Here is a 14,746-nt window from a genome sequence, read left to right as displayed (position 1 = left end):
ATGCCGCCCTCTCCGCAAGGGGACGAGCGGACGAGTCGACCACCACTGCTTGAGATCGTCATTCCCGCCTACAACGAGGAAGGGCGACTACCCGGGGGGCTCCTGCAGCTGTGCGCGAAGCTTGCCCGCATGCCGTTCCCCAGCTCTGTCATCGTCGTGGACAACGACAGCACCGACCGCACGGCCGAGATCGTCGAAACCTGGCCGAGCGGTCCCGTTCCCGTCCGGCTGATCCGGTGCGCGATCCCGGGCAAGGGCGCCGCCGTACGCGCCGGACTGCTCGGCACGAGTGCGCCCTTCGTCGGATTCCTCGACGCCGACATGGCCACCGACCTCGGAGCCATCGACGTGGCGCTCGGGCTGCTGCTGTCCGGTGAACGGGTCGTGATCGGATCGAGGGGACACGACGGCTCACTCGTGGAGAACCGGCACAGCAAGGTCCGCGAGCTGGGCGCCTTCGGCTTCCGCGCGCTGGCCGGCGTGCTCGTGCACGGCGTGAGCGACACCCAGTGCGGCTTCAAGTTCTTCGACGGCGTGCTCGCCCGCGACATCGCCGCCGAGCTGCGCACGCCCGGCTTCGCCTTCGACGTCGAACTGCTCGCGCGCTGCCGACGGCAGGGCGCGGCCGTGATGGAGATCCCCGTGTGCTGGCGGGACATGCCGGGCTCGCGCTTCTCCCCGGCCCGGCACACGTTCGGCATCGTGCTGGAGCTCGGCCGGATCTGGCTGCGGCTGCGCGCCCGGCCACGGCCCGCCGCGCGCCCGGCGTGGGAGCCGCCGCTCGACCCCGTCGGATATCCGTGAAGATCGCGGTCGTCAACTGGCGTGACCCCTGGCATCCGCAGGCGGGCGGTGCGGAGACGTTCGCCTGGGAGCTGGCCCGCCGCTTCGCGCGGGCCGGCCACACGGTGTGCTTCGTCACCGCGCGGGCGCCGGGGCAGAGCCGGCACGAGAGCGTGGAAGGGGTGCGTTTCGTCCGCATGGGCGGGGTCTTCACCGTCTATCCGCTGGTGCTGGGTTGGCTGCTGCTGCGCCGGGGGCGCTTCGACGCGGTGCTCGACTGCCAGAACGGGATCCCGTTCTTCACCCCGTGGGTGCTGCGGCGGCGTACCAGGGTGCTGTGCGTCGTGCACCACGTGCACGACCGGCAGTTCGGGGTGCACATGCCGGGGTGGCTGGCGGCGGTCGGGCGCTTCCTTGAGGGGCCGGTGTCGCGGTGGAGCTACCGGCGGCACGAGAGCGTGGCCGTCTCGCCGTCCACGGTGCTGGCCATGCGCGAGCGGCTCGGGTGGACGGGTCCCGTGCACATCGTCCCGAACGGGGTTCCCGAGCCCACTGTGCCCGGGGAGCCCGATGCGCCCGGCGGGGATGCGAAGGGCGGGGTTCCGAGGCTCGTCTGTCTTGGGCGGCTGGTCGCGCACAAGCGCGTTCACCTGCTGCTCGACGCGGTGGCCGAGCTGCGTAAGCGCTGGCCCGGCCTGGTCGTGGACGTCATCGGCAGGGGTCCGGAGGAGGCGGCGCTGCGGGAGCGGCTGCCCGAGGGCGTGACCCTGCACGGGTACCTGCCGGAGGAGGACAAGGCACGCCTGGTCGCGCGGGCGTGGCTGCACGTCAGCGCCTCCCAGGGGGAGGGCTGGGGGCTGAGCGTGCTGGAGGCGGCCGCGCTCGGCGTGCCCACCGTGGCGTTCGACGTGGACGGGCTGCGGGACGCCGTACGGCACGGTGAGACGGGCTGGCTCCTGCCCGAGGGGACGGACTTGGCCAAGGGCATCGGCGCGGCACTCGACGAGCTGGACCACACTTATACCGTGAAATGTCGGGAATGGGCGGGCCGCTTCTCCTGGGACCGCAGCGCGGACCGTCTCATCGCGCTCATGCACGGCCGCGACCCCGGCCCCGCTCCCGGCCTCGATCCCGCCCCCGACTCCGGCCACGGCGGGGAGGTGCGGTGAGCGAGCCGACGGCCGCGCGGCGGGTCATGAGCCTGCTCCCCACCGACAAGCTCGTCGCCGGACGCCGCACGGGCGCCGGCCGGCCGGTCGGCGAGCCGGCCAGGCGCCGCCTCTGGCTGCTGCTGTGCTGCTTCGGCTTCGCCCTGATGGCCTTCACCACCAAGCCGGGCCACCTCATCTCCGACACCAAGATGGACCTGGCGCTCAACCCGGTCGGCTGGCTGGAGCGCGCCGCCCACCTGTGGGACATCCAGCACTTCGGCCAGTTGCAGAACCAGGTGGCCGGCTACGTCTTCCCGATGGGCCCGTTCTTCGCCCTGGGCGACCTGGCCGGCGTCGAGCCGTGGGTGACGCAGCGGCTCTGGCTGACGCTGCTCATGTGCGTCGCCTTCCTCGGCGTGGAGCGGCTGTCGCGGCAGCTCGGCATCGGCACGCCGGGCACGCGGATCGCGGGGGCGCTGGCGTACGCGCTGGCCCCGCGCACGCTGTCCATCCTCGGCGAGATCTCCATCGAGTGGCTGCCCGCCGCGATGCTGCCGTGGATCCTCATCCCGCTGCTCACCGCGTCGGAGACGGGCCAGCGGGCGCGCGGGGCGATCAGGTCGGCGCTGGCGGTGGCGCTGTGCGGCGGCGTGAACGCGGTCGCCGTGCTGGCCGTGCTGGTCGCGCCCGTGCTCTACATCCTGACCCGGCCGCGCCCGGTGCCGCGCTGGCGGCTGCTCGCCTGGTGGTCGGGCACGGTCGCGGTGGCCACCCTGTTCTGGTCGCTGCCGCTGCTGCTGGTGGGCCGCTACGCGTTCTCGTTCCTGCCGTACACCGAGACCTCCGAGACCACCACGGCCGTCACCTCGCTCACGAACGTGCTGCGCGGCGCCTCCGACTGGGTGCGGTACCTGCCGCTGAACGGCGTCTTCGAGCAGCCGCCCGGCTTCGCCATCGCCACCTCCGCCACGATGGTCGTGGTCACCGGCGTGCTGGCCGCGCTCGGCCTGGCCGGGCTGGCCCGCCGCGACCTGCCCGCCAAGGGGTTCGTGGTGGCGATGTTCCTGGTGGGCGTGGTCGCGCTCGTGGCGGGGCACGCGAGCGCGCTTGAGCCGGTGCTGGCCGAGCCGGTGCGCTGGCTGCTGGACGGGCCGCTCGCGCCGCTGCGCAACCTGCGTAAGTTCGACCCCCTGATCCGGCTCGCGCTCGCCTTCGGCCTGGCTCATCTGCTGGTCAGAGCCAGGATCCCGCTGCGCACGGTCGCGGTGGCGGCCGCCGCGGCGCTCGTGCTGCCCGTCTTCAACCAGGGACTGGCCGCGCCCGGCGACTTCGAGCGGGTGCCGTCCCACTGGCAGGAGGCGGCGGACTGGCTCAACCGCAACGCCGGCGACGACGGCGTGCTGATCGTGCCGGGCGCCAAGTTCGGCGAGTACGTCTGGGGCCGCCCCATGGACGAGCCGCTGCAGGCCCTGACCACCGCGCGCTGGACCGCCAGGCAGATCACCCCGCCCGGCAGCGTGGGCCTGACCAGGCTGCTCGACGCCATCGACCAGCGCCTGGCGGCCGGGCACGGCTCGGCCGGGGTGACGACCGTGCTGCGCCGGCTGGGCGTGCGTTACCTGCTCGTCAGGAACGATCTGATCAGGCAGAACCTCCAGGGCGCCTGGCCGTCCCGCGTGCACGAGGCGCTGCGCGAGACGCCGGGGCTGACGAAGGTGCGCTCGTTCGGCGAGCCGGTGGGGGACAGGGAGACCGACGACGCGGTCAACCAGCTCGACGCGCCGTTCCCCGCGCTCGACCTGTACGAGGTCGCGGGCAGCAGCGACCTGGTCTCCGTGCAGGCCGCGGCCGACGCGGTGGCCGTGCGCGGCGGGCCCGACTCGCTGCTCGCGATGGGCGATCTCGGCCTGCTCGGCGACGCGCCCGTCCTGGTCAACGGCGACGCGGGCACCCGCGAGGCGCCGACCGTGGTCAGCGACGCGCTCCGGCTGCGCGAACGTTCCTTCGGCGAGATCAGGACGAACCTGTCGCCCACGCTCACGGCGGGCAGCAAGGCGGACTTCGGCGGGGTCAGGGCCCTGGACCTGCTGGAGAAGGGCTGGCTGGACGAGACGGCCGTGGCCGAGTACCACGGCATCGCCGGCATCAGCGCCTCCTCCTCGGTCGCCGACCCGTACGCGATCGCGGGGATCAGCTCGACCGGCCGCAGCCCCTGGGCGGCCATGGACGGCAACGTCCGCACCGGCTGGGAGAGCGACGGCTCGAAGCGGCCGGTGGGCGAGTGGCTGCGGGTGGACCTGCCGGGCAGCACGCGGATCCCGTACGTGAACGTGATGTTCGCCCCCGACCTGCTGCTCGGCCAGGTCGTCACCCGGGTGGCCGTGGAGAGCGAGGCGGGCAGCCTGGTCCAGGACGTGCGGCGCACCACGGAGCCGCAGCGGCTGCGGGTGCCCGACGGGCCCACGAGCTGGGTGCGGATCAAGGTGGCCGGCACCGCGTCGAAGGAGTGGAGCTATGGGCAGCGGGTCGGCGTCGTCGAGCTGTCGATCCCCGGCGTCACCGCGGGCCGCTCGATCCGGCTGCCCGGCCAGGGCGGCGACGCGTACGTGATGGACCGAGGGCTGGATGAGCGGCCCGCGTGCATGCGCAACGCCTACCGGTGGGTCTGCAACGAGGTGGTGCTGGCCAAGCAGGGCGAGGAGACCGGGTTCGACCGGACTTTCCGCGCGGAGTCCGCCTCGGCGGCGAACGTGCGGGGAACGGCCGTGCTGAGGGATGCGAAGCTGGTCGACCGGTTCACCCGGGTCCGTGCTGACCTGACCACCGTGACCGGCTCGTCCCAGTTGAGCGAGGACGCGGTGGTGGCGCCCAGATCCGCCTTCGACGCGGACGGAAGCACCACCTGGATCCCCGCCGCCGGCGACACCGAGCCCACGCTCACCATCGCCTGGAAGGGAAAGCGCACGATCTCCCGGATCCAGATCGGCCGGCCTGGCGGCGACAGGCAGCCCATGGACGTGATCGTGAGCGGCGACGGCGGCGCGGTGCGCGGCGGGCGGGTGGACGAGCGGAACGTGCTCACGTTCAAGCACATGAAGACCTCGAAGATCAAGCTGCGCTTCACCCCGTTCTCGCAGCGGCTGCAGGTGACGGAGCTGGTGGTGCCCGGCGTCGACCCGGTGGGCCGGCCCGCGGACATCCCGCTCAGACTGGACTGCGGGCTCGGGCCGAACATCGAGGTGAACGGGCGCAACGTCGCCACCCGGGTTGTCGGCACCCACGCCGACCTGCTCGAACAGCGGCCGGTGCGGATCATCGGCTGTTCGAGGGCCGGGCTCGCCGCCGGTGACAACCGGGTGCGGGTGGCCGGCTGGGATCCGTACGCGATCGACTCGCTCGTGGTCGGGTCGCTGGCGGACGAGCCGCGCGGCGTGGAGGGCGCGGCGGTGCAGAGCACCTGGACCGCCGCGGAGCGCGAGGTCAAGGTGAGCGCGCCCAAGGACGCCTTCCTGGTCGTCAACGAGAACTACAACGCCGGCTGGCGCGCCCAGATCAGCGGCAAGACCCTCAAACCGGTGCGGATCGACGGCTGGAAGCAGGGCTGGGAGCTGCCGGCCGGCACGTCGGGGACGGCCAGGCTGGAATACCTGCCCGACCGCGCCTACCGGCTCGCGCTCCTGCTCGGCCTGGCCGGGATCGCGCTGCTCGCGCTGGCCGCGCTGGTGCTGCGGGGGCCGAGGCCCGAGCACGTACGCGAGACCGCCCCGGCGTCGGCCGCGCGGCTGGCCAGGCCGCGGGCCCCGTACGTGATCCTGCTGGCGCTGGCCTTCGGCGGCTGGGTGGCGAACTGGCCCGGCATGATCGCGGTGCTCGCGGCCGTCCTGGTGACCCTGCTGCTGCGCGCCCGCGGGCTGCCCGCCCACTGGGCGGCGGCCGGCGTCTACGCCGCCGCCACGGCCGCGCTGGCGGCGGCCATGGTGCTGCGCGAGTACGGGATCGACGTGGCCTATCTCATGGACGAGGTGCCGCAACTGGCGGCCTGCGCGGCCGTGGGCGTGCTGTTCGGGCAGCTCGTCACGGAGCCGGCGCGGCCGGCAGCGCCGCAGGAGCGGCCGGCGGCCGAGCAGGTGCTGACCGGTGTCGGCTGAGCTTGAGCGCGCTCACCTCGACGAGGTGATAGCTGCCGACGCTCAGCAGCATCGTGACCACGAACGACACCACGGCCACACTGGCGAAGTCGCCCTGGAACGGCTGCGCGCCCATGATCTTGAGCTGCAGTGTGATCACCGGGGCGTGCCACAGGAAGAAGCTGTAGGAGATGCGGCCCAGGTAGGCGCAGACGGGGTTGCCGAGCACGCGGTCGCGCAGCGAACCGGGCTTGGACGCCAGCGCGAACGGCGCCACCACGAGCACCGCCACGGCCGCCTCCAGGCTGATCCGCCAGAGCGACTGCGACAGGGTGGGCAGCGTGAGCGTGCGCGGCCCGGCCAGCCCGGTGCTGAGCAGCGCGTACAGCAGGGCGGCCAGCACGAGCAGCTGCGGCGCGAGCGAGTCGATCACGCGGCTGTGCCCGATCCACACCGACAGCACCGCCATGGCCATGCCGCAGGCGAAGAAGACCAGATGGTACGGGAGCAGCAGGGCGAGCTGCGGCTGCCCGAGCTCCCTGGCCGCGACCACGGCGGCGACCGAGATCGCCGGCAGCACGGCGATGCCCGCCAGCAGCCGCACCGGCCGGTTCCCGCCGCGCGCCCACTGGTGCAGCGCCCAGGCCAGCACCGGCAGCAGCACGTAGAAGGACATCTCGATGGGCAGCGTCCACATCTGGTAAAGCCCGTCGGGCACCGGGTCGCCCGGGAAGAAGTTCTGCAGCAGCAGCATCCACTTGAGCCGGCCCGTCCAGTCGAACGAGCTCCACGCCCACAGCGCCAGCCCGGTCACCAGCCAGTAGACCGGCATGACGCGCAGCACCCGGCGCCACAGGTAACGCAGCGGACCCGGGCGTGGCGTATCCTCGATCACCGCGCGCGCCCACGGGCGGTAGAGGAGCAGGCCGGACAGGAGGAAGAAGATCGGTACGGCGATGCCGAGACGGCTCATCATCCAGGGGAACATGCCCTCGCGGTACATGACCCCGGTGTTGCTCCCGACGTGCAGCAGCCAGACGCCGAGCGCGGCGAACGCGCGGATGCCGTCGAGCGCGGCGTCCCTGCTCCTCATCGCTGCTCCCACTTTCTCGCCTTCCGAGCCGAAACCACGATAGAACTTGTTTCTATCGATTTGGTTGCGGTGGTAGGGGCGCCGCTGACGGACCTCACCCCCTGTCATACTTTGTTGCTCGACGATCGCACCAGACGACAACGTGTTCTACTAAGGCGGAGGCCTCGATGGGTCGTATCTCAACGCTCGTCCTCATCGGGTTCGGGGCTTTCTTCATCGCGCTGGCGCCACTGCTGAAATTCTGGGCGGCCGGCCAGATCATCTCGGCCCCGGCCGACCAGTTCGGCATCTCGCGGCTGGAGGCGAAGGGCGCCCAGTACTTCTCGCTGCAGGACCTCAAGGTGCTGACCGGCGACCTCGACATCATCGTCACCACCCGCGGCGACGTGAAGGAGGCCACCAGCGACCGGGTGGTCTGGGACGAGGCCATGGTGGTCAACGACGTCACCAACAAGCGGCCGCAGATCGACATCTCCGAGCGGCGCAGCGCCTTCGACCGCTACACGGGCGCGGGCGTGAACTGCTGCGGCACCAGCGTGGAGAAGGCGCCGGTGACGATCGAGGGGCAGGTCTACAAGTTCCCGTTCGACGTGGAGAAGAAGACGTACAAGGTGTTCAACGCCACGGCGGGCAAGGCGTTCGACGCCACGTTCGTGCGCGAGGACAACGTCAACGGCCTGCCCGTCTACGTCTTCGAGCAGTCCGTGCCGCCGACCAAGACCGAGACCCGCACCGCTCCCGCCAACGTGCTCGGCATGACCGGCACCACCGGTGACGTGCAGGTGGACCGCTGGTACGACGGCAAGACCACGTACTGGATCGAGCCGGTCACCGGGTCGCCCGTGCGCCAGGAGGTGCAGCGGCACGAGGTGCTGAAGACGCAGGACGGCGTCGAGCGCACCGCGGCCTTCATCGCCACCGCGAAGATGACCGACAAGACCGTGGAAGGGCTGGTCAAGGACGCGCAGGAGGGCAAGAGCACCATCAACCTGCTGCGCAACACCATCCCGCTGGTCCTGCTCGTCGTGGGCGTCTTCCTGGTCCTCGCGGGGGTCGTCGTGGGCCGCCGCCGGCCGGCCGCCGCCGAGTGACGTCCGCGCACATTCCGAGGGCCCGTGCGAACGGGCCCTTTTCTTTTGCCGGAAAGCAACTAGAACAAGTTATAACGCAAGGTTACCCGCCAGTACCAGACGAGAAGTTCTAGTCTAGAACGCGTTGCAGTTTGCTGGTTTGCAGACGTATGGTCGGGCCATGCGGACACGTGTCACGGACATGTTCGGAATCGCACTCCCGATCTTCGCGTTCAGCCACTGCAGGGACGTGGTCGCCGCGGTGAGCCGGGCGGGCGGCATGGGTGTGCTCGGAGCGCTCTACTTCACGCCGGAGGAGCTCGAACAGGAGCTCAAGTGGATCGACGACCACGTGGACGGCAGGCCGTACGGGGTGGACGTGGTCATGCCGGCCTCGTACGAGGGCGCCGACTTCGCCCCCGAGGAACTGGTCGGCCGGCTGCGCTCGATGATCCCCGACGGCCACCGCGCCTTCGTCGAAGACCTCCTGGCCAAGCACGGCGTCCCGCCGCTGTCGGCCGACGCCGAGGCCGGCCGGGTGCTGCTCGGCTGGACGGACGCCACCGCCCGCCCCCAGGTGGAGGTGGCCCTGCGCCATCCCATCGCGCTCCTCGCCAACGCCCTCGGCCCGCCGCCCGCCGACGTGGTCGACCTCGCGCACGCCCACGGCGTCAAGGTCGCCGCGCTCGCCTCCACTCCCCGCCACGCGCTCAAGCAGGTGGAGGTGGGGGTGGACGTGGTCGTCGCCCAGGGCACGGAGGCCGGCGGTCATACCGGCGAGATCTCCACCATGGTCCTCATCCCGCAGGTCGTGGACGCCGTGGACGTGCCCGTACTGGCGGCGGGCGGCATCGGCAACGGCCGCCAGATGGCCGCCGGGATGGCGCTCGGGGCCGACGGGGTCTGGACCGGCTCCCTGTGGCTCACGGTCGAGGAGGCCGACACCCCGGAGATGGCCAAACGCCGCATCCTGGCCGCCACCTCCCGCGACACCGTCCGCTCCCGCAGCTGGACCGGCAAACCGGCCCGCCTGCTCAAGAACGAGTGGACGCAGGCGTGGGAGTCGGAGGATTCGCCCGGCACGCTGCCGATGCCGCTGCAGTTCATGCTGGTCTCCGACGCCCTGCGCCGCATCGGCCGCTCCGACGCCACCGAACTGGCCACCTTCCCCGCCGGCCAGATCATCGGGGTGATGAACCAGGTCCGGCCGGCCAAGGACGTGGTCTACGACCTGCTGGAGGAGTTCGGCGAGGCAGTGACCCGCCTCGACCGCCTCACCAACGACTGACCCCTCAAACGGGAACGACGGTCACCATGCTTTCGAGTCCCACGAAGTCGTCGGTGTTACGGGTGTAGAGCGGCAGGCCTCGGCTGGAGGCCACCGCGGCGATCATGAGGTCCATGCGCCGGGGCCGGGGGTCGCGCTTAGCCGCGATGGTGAGCGCGACGAGGCTCCCGTAGCGGGTAGCCGCATCGTTGTCGAAAGGGAGCGGCTCGAAGTCGGCTACGGCGCTGCCCAGTAGCTCCATGCGGGCGGCCCGGGTCGCCGCGTCCTGGGCCATGACCACACCTTGATGCAACTCGGCGAGCGTGATCGTTGTGAGCTTCGGTATTGCCGGCAGAGCGTCGGGAGCCAGCTCGCTGAGGTCGATGTAGACGCACGTGTCGATGACCCCGGAAGCGTGACGTTCAGTCACGTCGGCGCTCCCAGGGGTCGTCGTCTACCCGGTCCTCTGTCCCGAAGAACTCGTCAGCCTCGCGGCGCATCTCGGCGTAGTCGACCCGGGGGAGCAGCCGATGCTTCGCGACAAGCTCTTCGGCACTCAAGTGGCGCCTGCGTGGAAGTGGCCGCAGCTCCGCTATCTCGACGCCGTTGCGGGTGATGTGGAAGGTCTCGCCCGCTTCGACCTCATTCATGACGGCTGCGGAGTTGTTGCGGAACTCTCGCTGGCTGATGACCTTCAACATGCACCTCGCTGTAGCCTTGTGTAGCTCGCCGTGCTACGCGTTCAGTGTAACCCCGCGAAGGTCAGTGGCCTTGGTAGGTGGCGGGGCGCTTCTCGCGGAAGGCCCTGGTGCCTTCCTTGGCGTCCTCCGAGCCGATCACCGGCCAGCCCAGCTCGTCCGACACCTTCAGGGCCTCCGGCTCCGGCATGCCCAGCGTGTCCCGGTACGTGCGCAGGATGGCCTGGACCGCCAGCGGGCCCGAGGACGCCACGTTCTCGGCCAGTTCGCGGGCCGCCGTGAGCGCCTGGCCATCCGGGACCACGCGGTTGACCAGGCCCATCGACAGCGCCTCCGCCGCCGTGATCGCCCGGCCGGTGAGCAGGAGGTCCATGGCGTGGCAGTACGGGATCTGCCGGGGCAGCCGGACGGCGCTGCCGCCCATGGGGAACAGCGCGCGCTTGGCCTCGAACAGGCCCAGAGTGGCCGACTCGGCCACGATCCGCAGGTCCGTGCCCACCAGCAGCTCAGTGCCTCCGGCGACCGCGTAGCCCTCGACCGCGCAGATGATCGGCTTGGTCGGCAGGTCCTCGCGCAGCAGGCCCTTCCAGTGGAAGTTGGCGATCTGCGTGGCCCTGGCCTGCACCTCCGGGTCCGCGGACGGCTGGCCCATGGCCTTGAGGTCGGCGCCGGCGCAGAACGTGCCCTCCGCCCCGGTCAGGATCGCGACCCTGATCCCCGGCTCCTCCGACGCGTACGCCCACGCCGAGGCCAGCCCGATCAGCATGTCCGAGGAGAGGGCGTTGCGGGCCTCCGGCCGGTTCATCGTGATGGTCAGGACGTGGCCGTCACGCTCGATCCGGCAGTGGGGGGTGCTGATCGGCAGGAGCTCCACGGATGCCTCCGAAGTGACTTAATCAAGCGCTTGCTACGGACTTGGGCCCAGGATACGCTCCCACCAGCAAACGAGAACAGGTTCCTGTTTTGCTCGCGCGACGACGTGAGGGAGCGCCGTCGTCTGGAGGAGCGGCGAGAGCGGAGCGACCAGAGCGGGGGAAGACGGCGGCGTCAAGGGCGACCGAGCCCGCTTCACGGAGTGAAGCCATGAGCAGAGGAGAAACAGATGGGCACGCTCGGTTTCTGGAGGCTCGCGCAGGCGGATCCCGAGTGGATCGCGGCGGTGGACCCCGACGGTACGCAGCACCGCGCGGGTGACCTCCTGGCCCGCTCGAACCGCCTCGTCCACGGGCTGCGCGAGCTCGGGCTCCAGCCCGGCGACGGCATCTGCGGCCTGGTGCCGAACGGCGCCGACGGGCTCGTCCTGTATCTCGCCGCGCTCCAGGCCGGCTGGTACTACACGCCGGTCAACTGGCACCTGACCGGGCCCGAGATCGCGTACATCGTCTCCGACAGCGAGGCCAAGGCGTTCTTCGTACATCCGCGCTTCCTGGGCGAGGGCGTCAGGGGCGCCGAGGCCATCGAGCCCGAGCGCCGCTTCCTCATCGGAAAAGCCTCGGACGGCTTCCGGGCCGCGAGCGAGCTCACCGAGGGGCAGCCCGACACGGCCCCCGCCGACCGCACCGCCGGCGCCACCATGCACTACACCTCCGGCACCACGGGCAAGCCCAAAGGCGTCAGGCGGCCACTCAGCGGCATGGACCCGGACGAGTCCGCAGAGCTCATGACGTTCCTCCTCACCCTGTTCGGCATCACCCCCGGCCGCCCGAACGCCCACCTGGTGACCTCGCCGAGCTACCACACGGCGGTGACCCAGTTCGGCGGCACGGCCCTGCATATGGGCCACACCCTCGTCTACATGGACAGATGGGACGCCGAGGAGATGCTGGCGCTGTGCGAGCGGCACCGCGTCACCAACTCGCACCTGGTCCCCACCCACTTCAAGCGGCTGCTCGCGCTGCCGGAGGAGACCCGGACGAAGTACGACCTCTCCTCGCTCTCCTGGATGATCCACGCCGCCGCCCCCTGTCCAGTCCCGGTCAAGTGGGCGATGCTCGAATGGTGGGGCGACTGCGTGTACGAGTACTACGCGGCCACCGAGGGCGGCGGCACCCTGGCCACGCCCGAGGGCTGGAAGGCGCATCCGGGCACGGTCGGCTCGGCCTGGCCGATCAGCGAGCTGCTCATCGCGGACGACGAGGGCGAACCCGTGCCCACCGGGACGCCCGGGACCATCTACATGAAGATGATGGGCACCACGTTCGAGTACAAGGGCGACCCCGCCAAGACCGCCGCGAGCCGCCTCAAGGACTACTTCACCGTCGGCGACATCGGCTACCTGGACGAGGACGGCTTCCTCTACCTGTGCGACCGCAAGGCCGACATGATCATCTCCGGCGGGGCGAACATCTACCCGGCCGAGATCGAGAACGAGCTGATGATCCACCCCAAGGTGGCCGACGTGGCCGTGTTCGGCATCCCGGACGAGGAGTGGGGCGAGCAGATCAAGGCCGTCGTCGAGCCGGCCCAGAACGCCGAGCCCGGCCCCGAGCTGGCGGCCGAGCTGCTGGCCTCCCTGGAGGGCCGCCTGGCCAGGATGAAGTGGCCCAAGAGCATCGACTTCATCGCCGAGATGCCCCGCGAACCCAACGGCAAGCTGCTGAAACGCAAACTCCGAGCCCCGTACTGGGAGGGACACGACCGTGCCATCTGATCCCCTCGTCGCGCAGCACGTCCTGGAGTTCCCCGGCGGCTACACGCGGACGACGGGGCCGGTGATCGGCCGGTTCCTGACCGAATTACGCGCTCGCCGCATCGTGGGGGTCAGGACGGCGGAGGGCCGGGTGCTCGTCCCGCCCCTGGAGTACGACCCCGAGACCGGCGAGCCGGTCACCGGCGAGTACGCCGAGGTCGGCCCGGCCGGCACGGTGAAGACGTGGGCCTGGGTGGAGGAGCCGCTGGACGGCCACCCCCTCGACCGCCCCTTCGCCTGGGCGCTGATCGAGCTGGACGGCGCGGACACCGCGCTGCTGCACGCCGTGGCCGCGGAGAATCCCAAGGCGATGGCGGCGGGCATGCGGGTCTGGCCGGTCTGGAGCGACCGGCCCACCGGCCACATCACCGACATCTCCCACTTCGCCCCCGAGGTCACGAAGATCGTGTCGAAGGTACGCGCCGAGTACCGGCTCCAGGCCGGCGGCGCGCTGCGGACCTTCCTGGAGGGCGTCGAGCGGGGCGTCTTCCTGGCCGGCCGATGCGAGCGGTGCGCCAAGGTGTACGTGCCCTACCGGCTCAACTGCCCCGAATGCGGACAGAGCCTTGGGGACACGTTCGAGGTGCCCGACACCGGGACGATCACCACGTTCGCCATCAACAACCTGCCCGATCCCCGGGCCCCCGAGGTGCCGTTCGTCTCGGCGTACATTCTGCTCGACACCACCGACATCCCCATGATCGCCCTCATCGGCGACGTTCCCGCACACGAGGTGCGCCAGGGCATGCGGGTCAAGGCGGTCTGGGTGCCCGAGAGCGAGCGCACGGCGTCCATGGCGAACATCCGCTGGTTCGCCCCCACCGGCGAGCCCGACGTGGAGCTGTCATGAGAGATGTGGCGATCGTCGCGTTCGCCCAGACGCGGCACACCGATCACGACACCGGCCTGACCGAGCCCGAGCTGATCGCGCCCGTGATCGCCGAGATCAAGGAGCGCACCGGGCTCAAGCGGTTCGGCTTCACCTGCTCGGGCAGCTGCGACTACCTCGCAGGGGCCCCGTTCTCCTTCGTCTCGGCCCTCGACGCGCTGGCCGCCTGGCCGCCAATCTCCGAGAGCCACGTCGAGATGGACGGGGCCTGGGCCCTGTACGAGGCGTGGGTCCGGCTCCAGCACGGCGACATCGACTCGGCTCTCGTCTACGGGTTCGGCAAGTCGTCCCTGGGTGACCTGCGCACGATCATGACGTTGCAGCTGGACCCGTACTATCTGGCTCCGCTCGGCCTCGACCAGCTCTCCTACGCCGCGCTCCAGGCGAACGCCGTCGGCGCGGACCGGGCGGAGCTCGACGAGATCGTCCGGCGCAGCCGGGCCGACGGCAGGGGCAACCCGTACGCGCTCGATCTGCCCGAACCGGACGGCGAGGACTTCGCCGTACGACCGCTCAAGAAGACAGACGTGCCGCCCATCACGGACGGCGCCGCCGCGATCGCGCTGGCCACCGGCGACCTGGCCACCCGGATCTGCCGCAACCCCGCCTACATCAGGGGCATCGCCCACCGCACCGAACCCCACTACCTGGGCCTGCGCGACCTGTCGGCATCGGCATCCGCCGCCGACGCCGGGCGCGCCGCCGGAGTCGGCAAGGCCCCCGTCGAGGTGGCCGAGCTGCACGCCCAGTTCCCGCACGAGGAGATCATCCTGCGGCGGGCGCTCGAACTCGGCGGCGGCACCCTGATCAACCCCTCGGGCGGGCCGCTGGCCGCCAACCCCGTCATGGCCACGGGGCTCATCCGCATCGGCGAGGCCGCGCGGCACATCCACGACGGCCGCGCCCGCCGCACGGTCGCCCACGCCGCGAGCGGCCCCTGCCTGCAGCAGAACCTCGTGACCGTCCTGGAGGCATGACC

12 protein-coding genes are annotated in these 14,746 nt (G+C 71.1%); 8 read left to right on the top strand and 4 right to left on the bottom strand.

Features of this window, described 5'->3' with window-relative positions:
* Genes ABFX54_RS33040 through ABFX54_RS33030 form a run of 3 tightly spaced genes read left to right on the top strand, consistent with a single transcriptional unit; the run spans nt 1 to nt 6,082 of the window.
* Nucleotides 1-804, top strand: a complete 804-nt coding sequence (locus ABFX54_RS33040) for a glycosyltransferase (RefSeq protein WP_346110502.1) — start codon at nt 1-3, stop codon at nt 802-804.
* Entirely contained in the window at nt 801-1,952 is a 1,152-nt protein-coding gene (locus tag ABFX54_RS33035) for a glycosyltransferase family 4 protein (protein WP_346110501.1), read from the top strand. The genes ABFX54_RS33040 and ABFX54_RS33035 overlap by 4 nt, the downstream gene beginning before the upstream one ends.
* Nucleotides 1,949-6,082: an alpha-(1->3)-arabinofuranosyltransferase domain-containing protein gene (locus tag ABFX54_RS33030; RefSeq protein ID WP_346110500.1), complete on the top strand. Its 4,134-nt coding sequence runs from the start codon at nt 1,949-1,951 to the stop codon at nt 6,080-6,082. Before ABFX54_RS33035 ends, ABFX54_RS33030 begins: the two co-directional genes overlap by 4 nt.
* Here the strand turns inward: ABFX54_RS33030 and ABFX54_RS33025 are convergent.
* Nucleotides 6,009-7,154 carry an acyltransferase family protein gene (locus ABFX54_RS33025; protein ID WP_346110499.1) on the bottom strand — a complete coding sequence of 382 codons (1,146 nt, stop codon included), beginning with the start codon at nt 7,152-7,154 and terminating at the stop codon, nt 6,009-6,011. The two genes, ABFX54_RS33030 and ABFX54_RS33025, sit on opposite strands and share 74 nt — an antisense overlap.
* 167 nt (nt 7,155-7,321) lie before the next feature.
* Between ABFX54_RS33025 and pgfA the strand changes: the two genes are divergently transcribed.
* Nucleotides 7,322-8,245: a cell envelope lipid trafficking protein PgfA gene (gene pgfA, locus ABFX54_RS33020; protein WP_346110498.1), complete on the top strand. Its 924-nt coding sequence runs from the start codon at nt 7,322-7,324 to the stop codon at nt 8,243-8,245.
* Nucleotides 8,246-8,405: 160 nt separating this feature from the next.
* The gene (locus ABFX54_RS33015) at nt 8,406-9,512 is read left to right on the top strand and encodes an NAD(P)H-dependent flavin oxidoreductase (protein ID WP_346110497.1); all 1,107 of its coding nucleotides are present in this window, start codon (nt 8,406-8,408) and stop codon (nt 9,510-9,512) included.
* Between the two features lie 4 nt (nt 9,513-9,516).
* On the opposite strand, the gene ABFX54_RS33010 is transcribed toward ABFX54_RS33015, so the two are convergent.
* The 3 genes from ABFX54_RS33010 to ABFX54_RS33000 form a co-directional block, all read right to left on the bottom strand.
* Nucleotides 9,517-9,921: a type II toxin-antitoxin system VapC family toxin gene (locus ABFX54_RS33010; RefSeq protein ID WP_346110496.1), complete on the bottom strand. Its 405-nt coding sequence runs from the start codon at nt 9,919-9,921 to the stop codon at nt 9,517-9,519.
* Entirely contained in the window at nt 9,914-10,192 is a 279-nt protein-coding gene (locus tag ABFX54_RS33005) for a type II toxin-antitoxin system Phd/YefM family antitoxin (RefSeq protein ID WP_346110495.1), read from the bottom strand. The genes ABFX54_RS33010 and ABFX54_RS33005 overlap by 8 nt, the downstream gene beginning before the upstream one ends.
* A 61-nt stretch (nt 10,193-10,253) precedes the next feature.
* Complete coding sequence (locus ABFX54_RS33000) at nt 10,254-11,063, bottom strand: crotonase/enoyl-CoA hydratase family protein (RefSeq protein WP_346110494.1); 810 nt, start codon at nt 11,061-11,063, stop codon at nt 10,254-10,256.
* A gap of 228 nt (nt 11,064-11,291) precedes the next feature.
* Between ABFX54_RS33000 and ABFX54_RS32995 the strand changes: the two genes are divergently transcribed.
* The 3 genes from ABFX54_RS32995 to ABFX54_RS32985 are packed head-to-tail and all read left to right on the top strand — an operon-like array spanning nt 11,292 to nt 14,744.
* On the top strand, nt 11,292-12,839 hold the full coding sequence (locus ABFX54_RS32995) for an acyl-CoA synthetase (protein ID WP_346110493.1): 1,548 nt from the start codon (nt 11,292-11,294) through the stop codon (nt 12,837-12,839).
* Nucleotides 12,829-13,728: a Zn-ribbon domain-containing OB-fold protein gene (locus tag ABFX54_RS32990; protein ID WP_346110492.1), complete on the top strand. Its 900-nt coding sequence runs from the start codon at nt 12,829-12,831 to the stop codon at nt 13,726-13,728. Before ABFX54_RS32995 ends, ABFX54_RS32990 begins: the two co-directional genes overlap by 11 nt.
* Nucleotides 13,725-14,744 (top strand): thiolase domain-containing protein, encoded by a 1,020-nt coding sequence (locus tag ABFX54_RS32985; protein ID WP_346110491.1) that lies wholly within the window; start codon nt 13,725-13,727, stop codon nt 14,742-14,744. The genes ABFX54_RS32990 and ABFX54_RS32985 overlap by 4 nt, the downstream gene beginning before the upstream one ends.
* The last annotated feature ends 2 nt before the right edge of the window (nt 14,745-14,746 follow it).

Source organism: Nonomuraea maheshkhaliensis, from assembly GCF_039529435.1.
Lineage (GTDB): Bacteria > Actinomycetota > Actinomycetes > Streptosporangiales > Streptosporangiaceae > Nonomuraea > Nonomuraea maheshkhaliensis.
The sequence above is the reverse complement of the archived record's forward strand: the minus strand, read 5'-3'. Positions and strand labels throughout refer to the sequence as shown.

Coding starts and splice junctions, on each gene's coding strand:
- ABFX54_RS33025 (WP_346110499.1), bottom strand. CDS start 7,154: ATGAGGAGCAGGGACGCCGCGCTCGACGGCATCCGCGCGTTCGCCGCG.
- ABFX54_RS33005 (WP_346110495.1), bottom strand. CDS start 10,192: ATGTTGAAGGTCATCAGCCAGCGAGAGTTCCGCAACAACTCCGCAGCC.
- pgfA (WP_346110498.1), top strand. CDS start 7,322: ATGGGTCGTATCTCAACGCTCGTCCTCATCGGGTTCGGGGCTTTCTTC.
- ABFX54_RS32985 (WP_346110491.1), top strand. CDS start 13,725: ATGAGAGATGTGGCGATCGTCGCGTTCGCCCAGACGCGGCACACCGAT.
- ABFX54_RS33015 (WP_346110497.1), top strand. CDS start 8,406: ATGCGGACACGTGTCACGGACATGTTCGGAATCGCACTCCCGATCTTC.
- ABFX54_RS33040 (WP_346110502.1), top strand. CDS start 1: ATGCCGCCCTCTCCGCAAGGGGACGAGCGGACGAGTCGACCACCACTG.
- ABFX54_RS32995 (WP_346110493.1), top strand. CDS start 11,292: ATGGGCACGCTCGGTTTCTGGAGGCTCGCGCAGGCGGATCCCGAGTGG.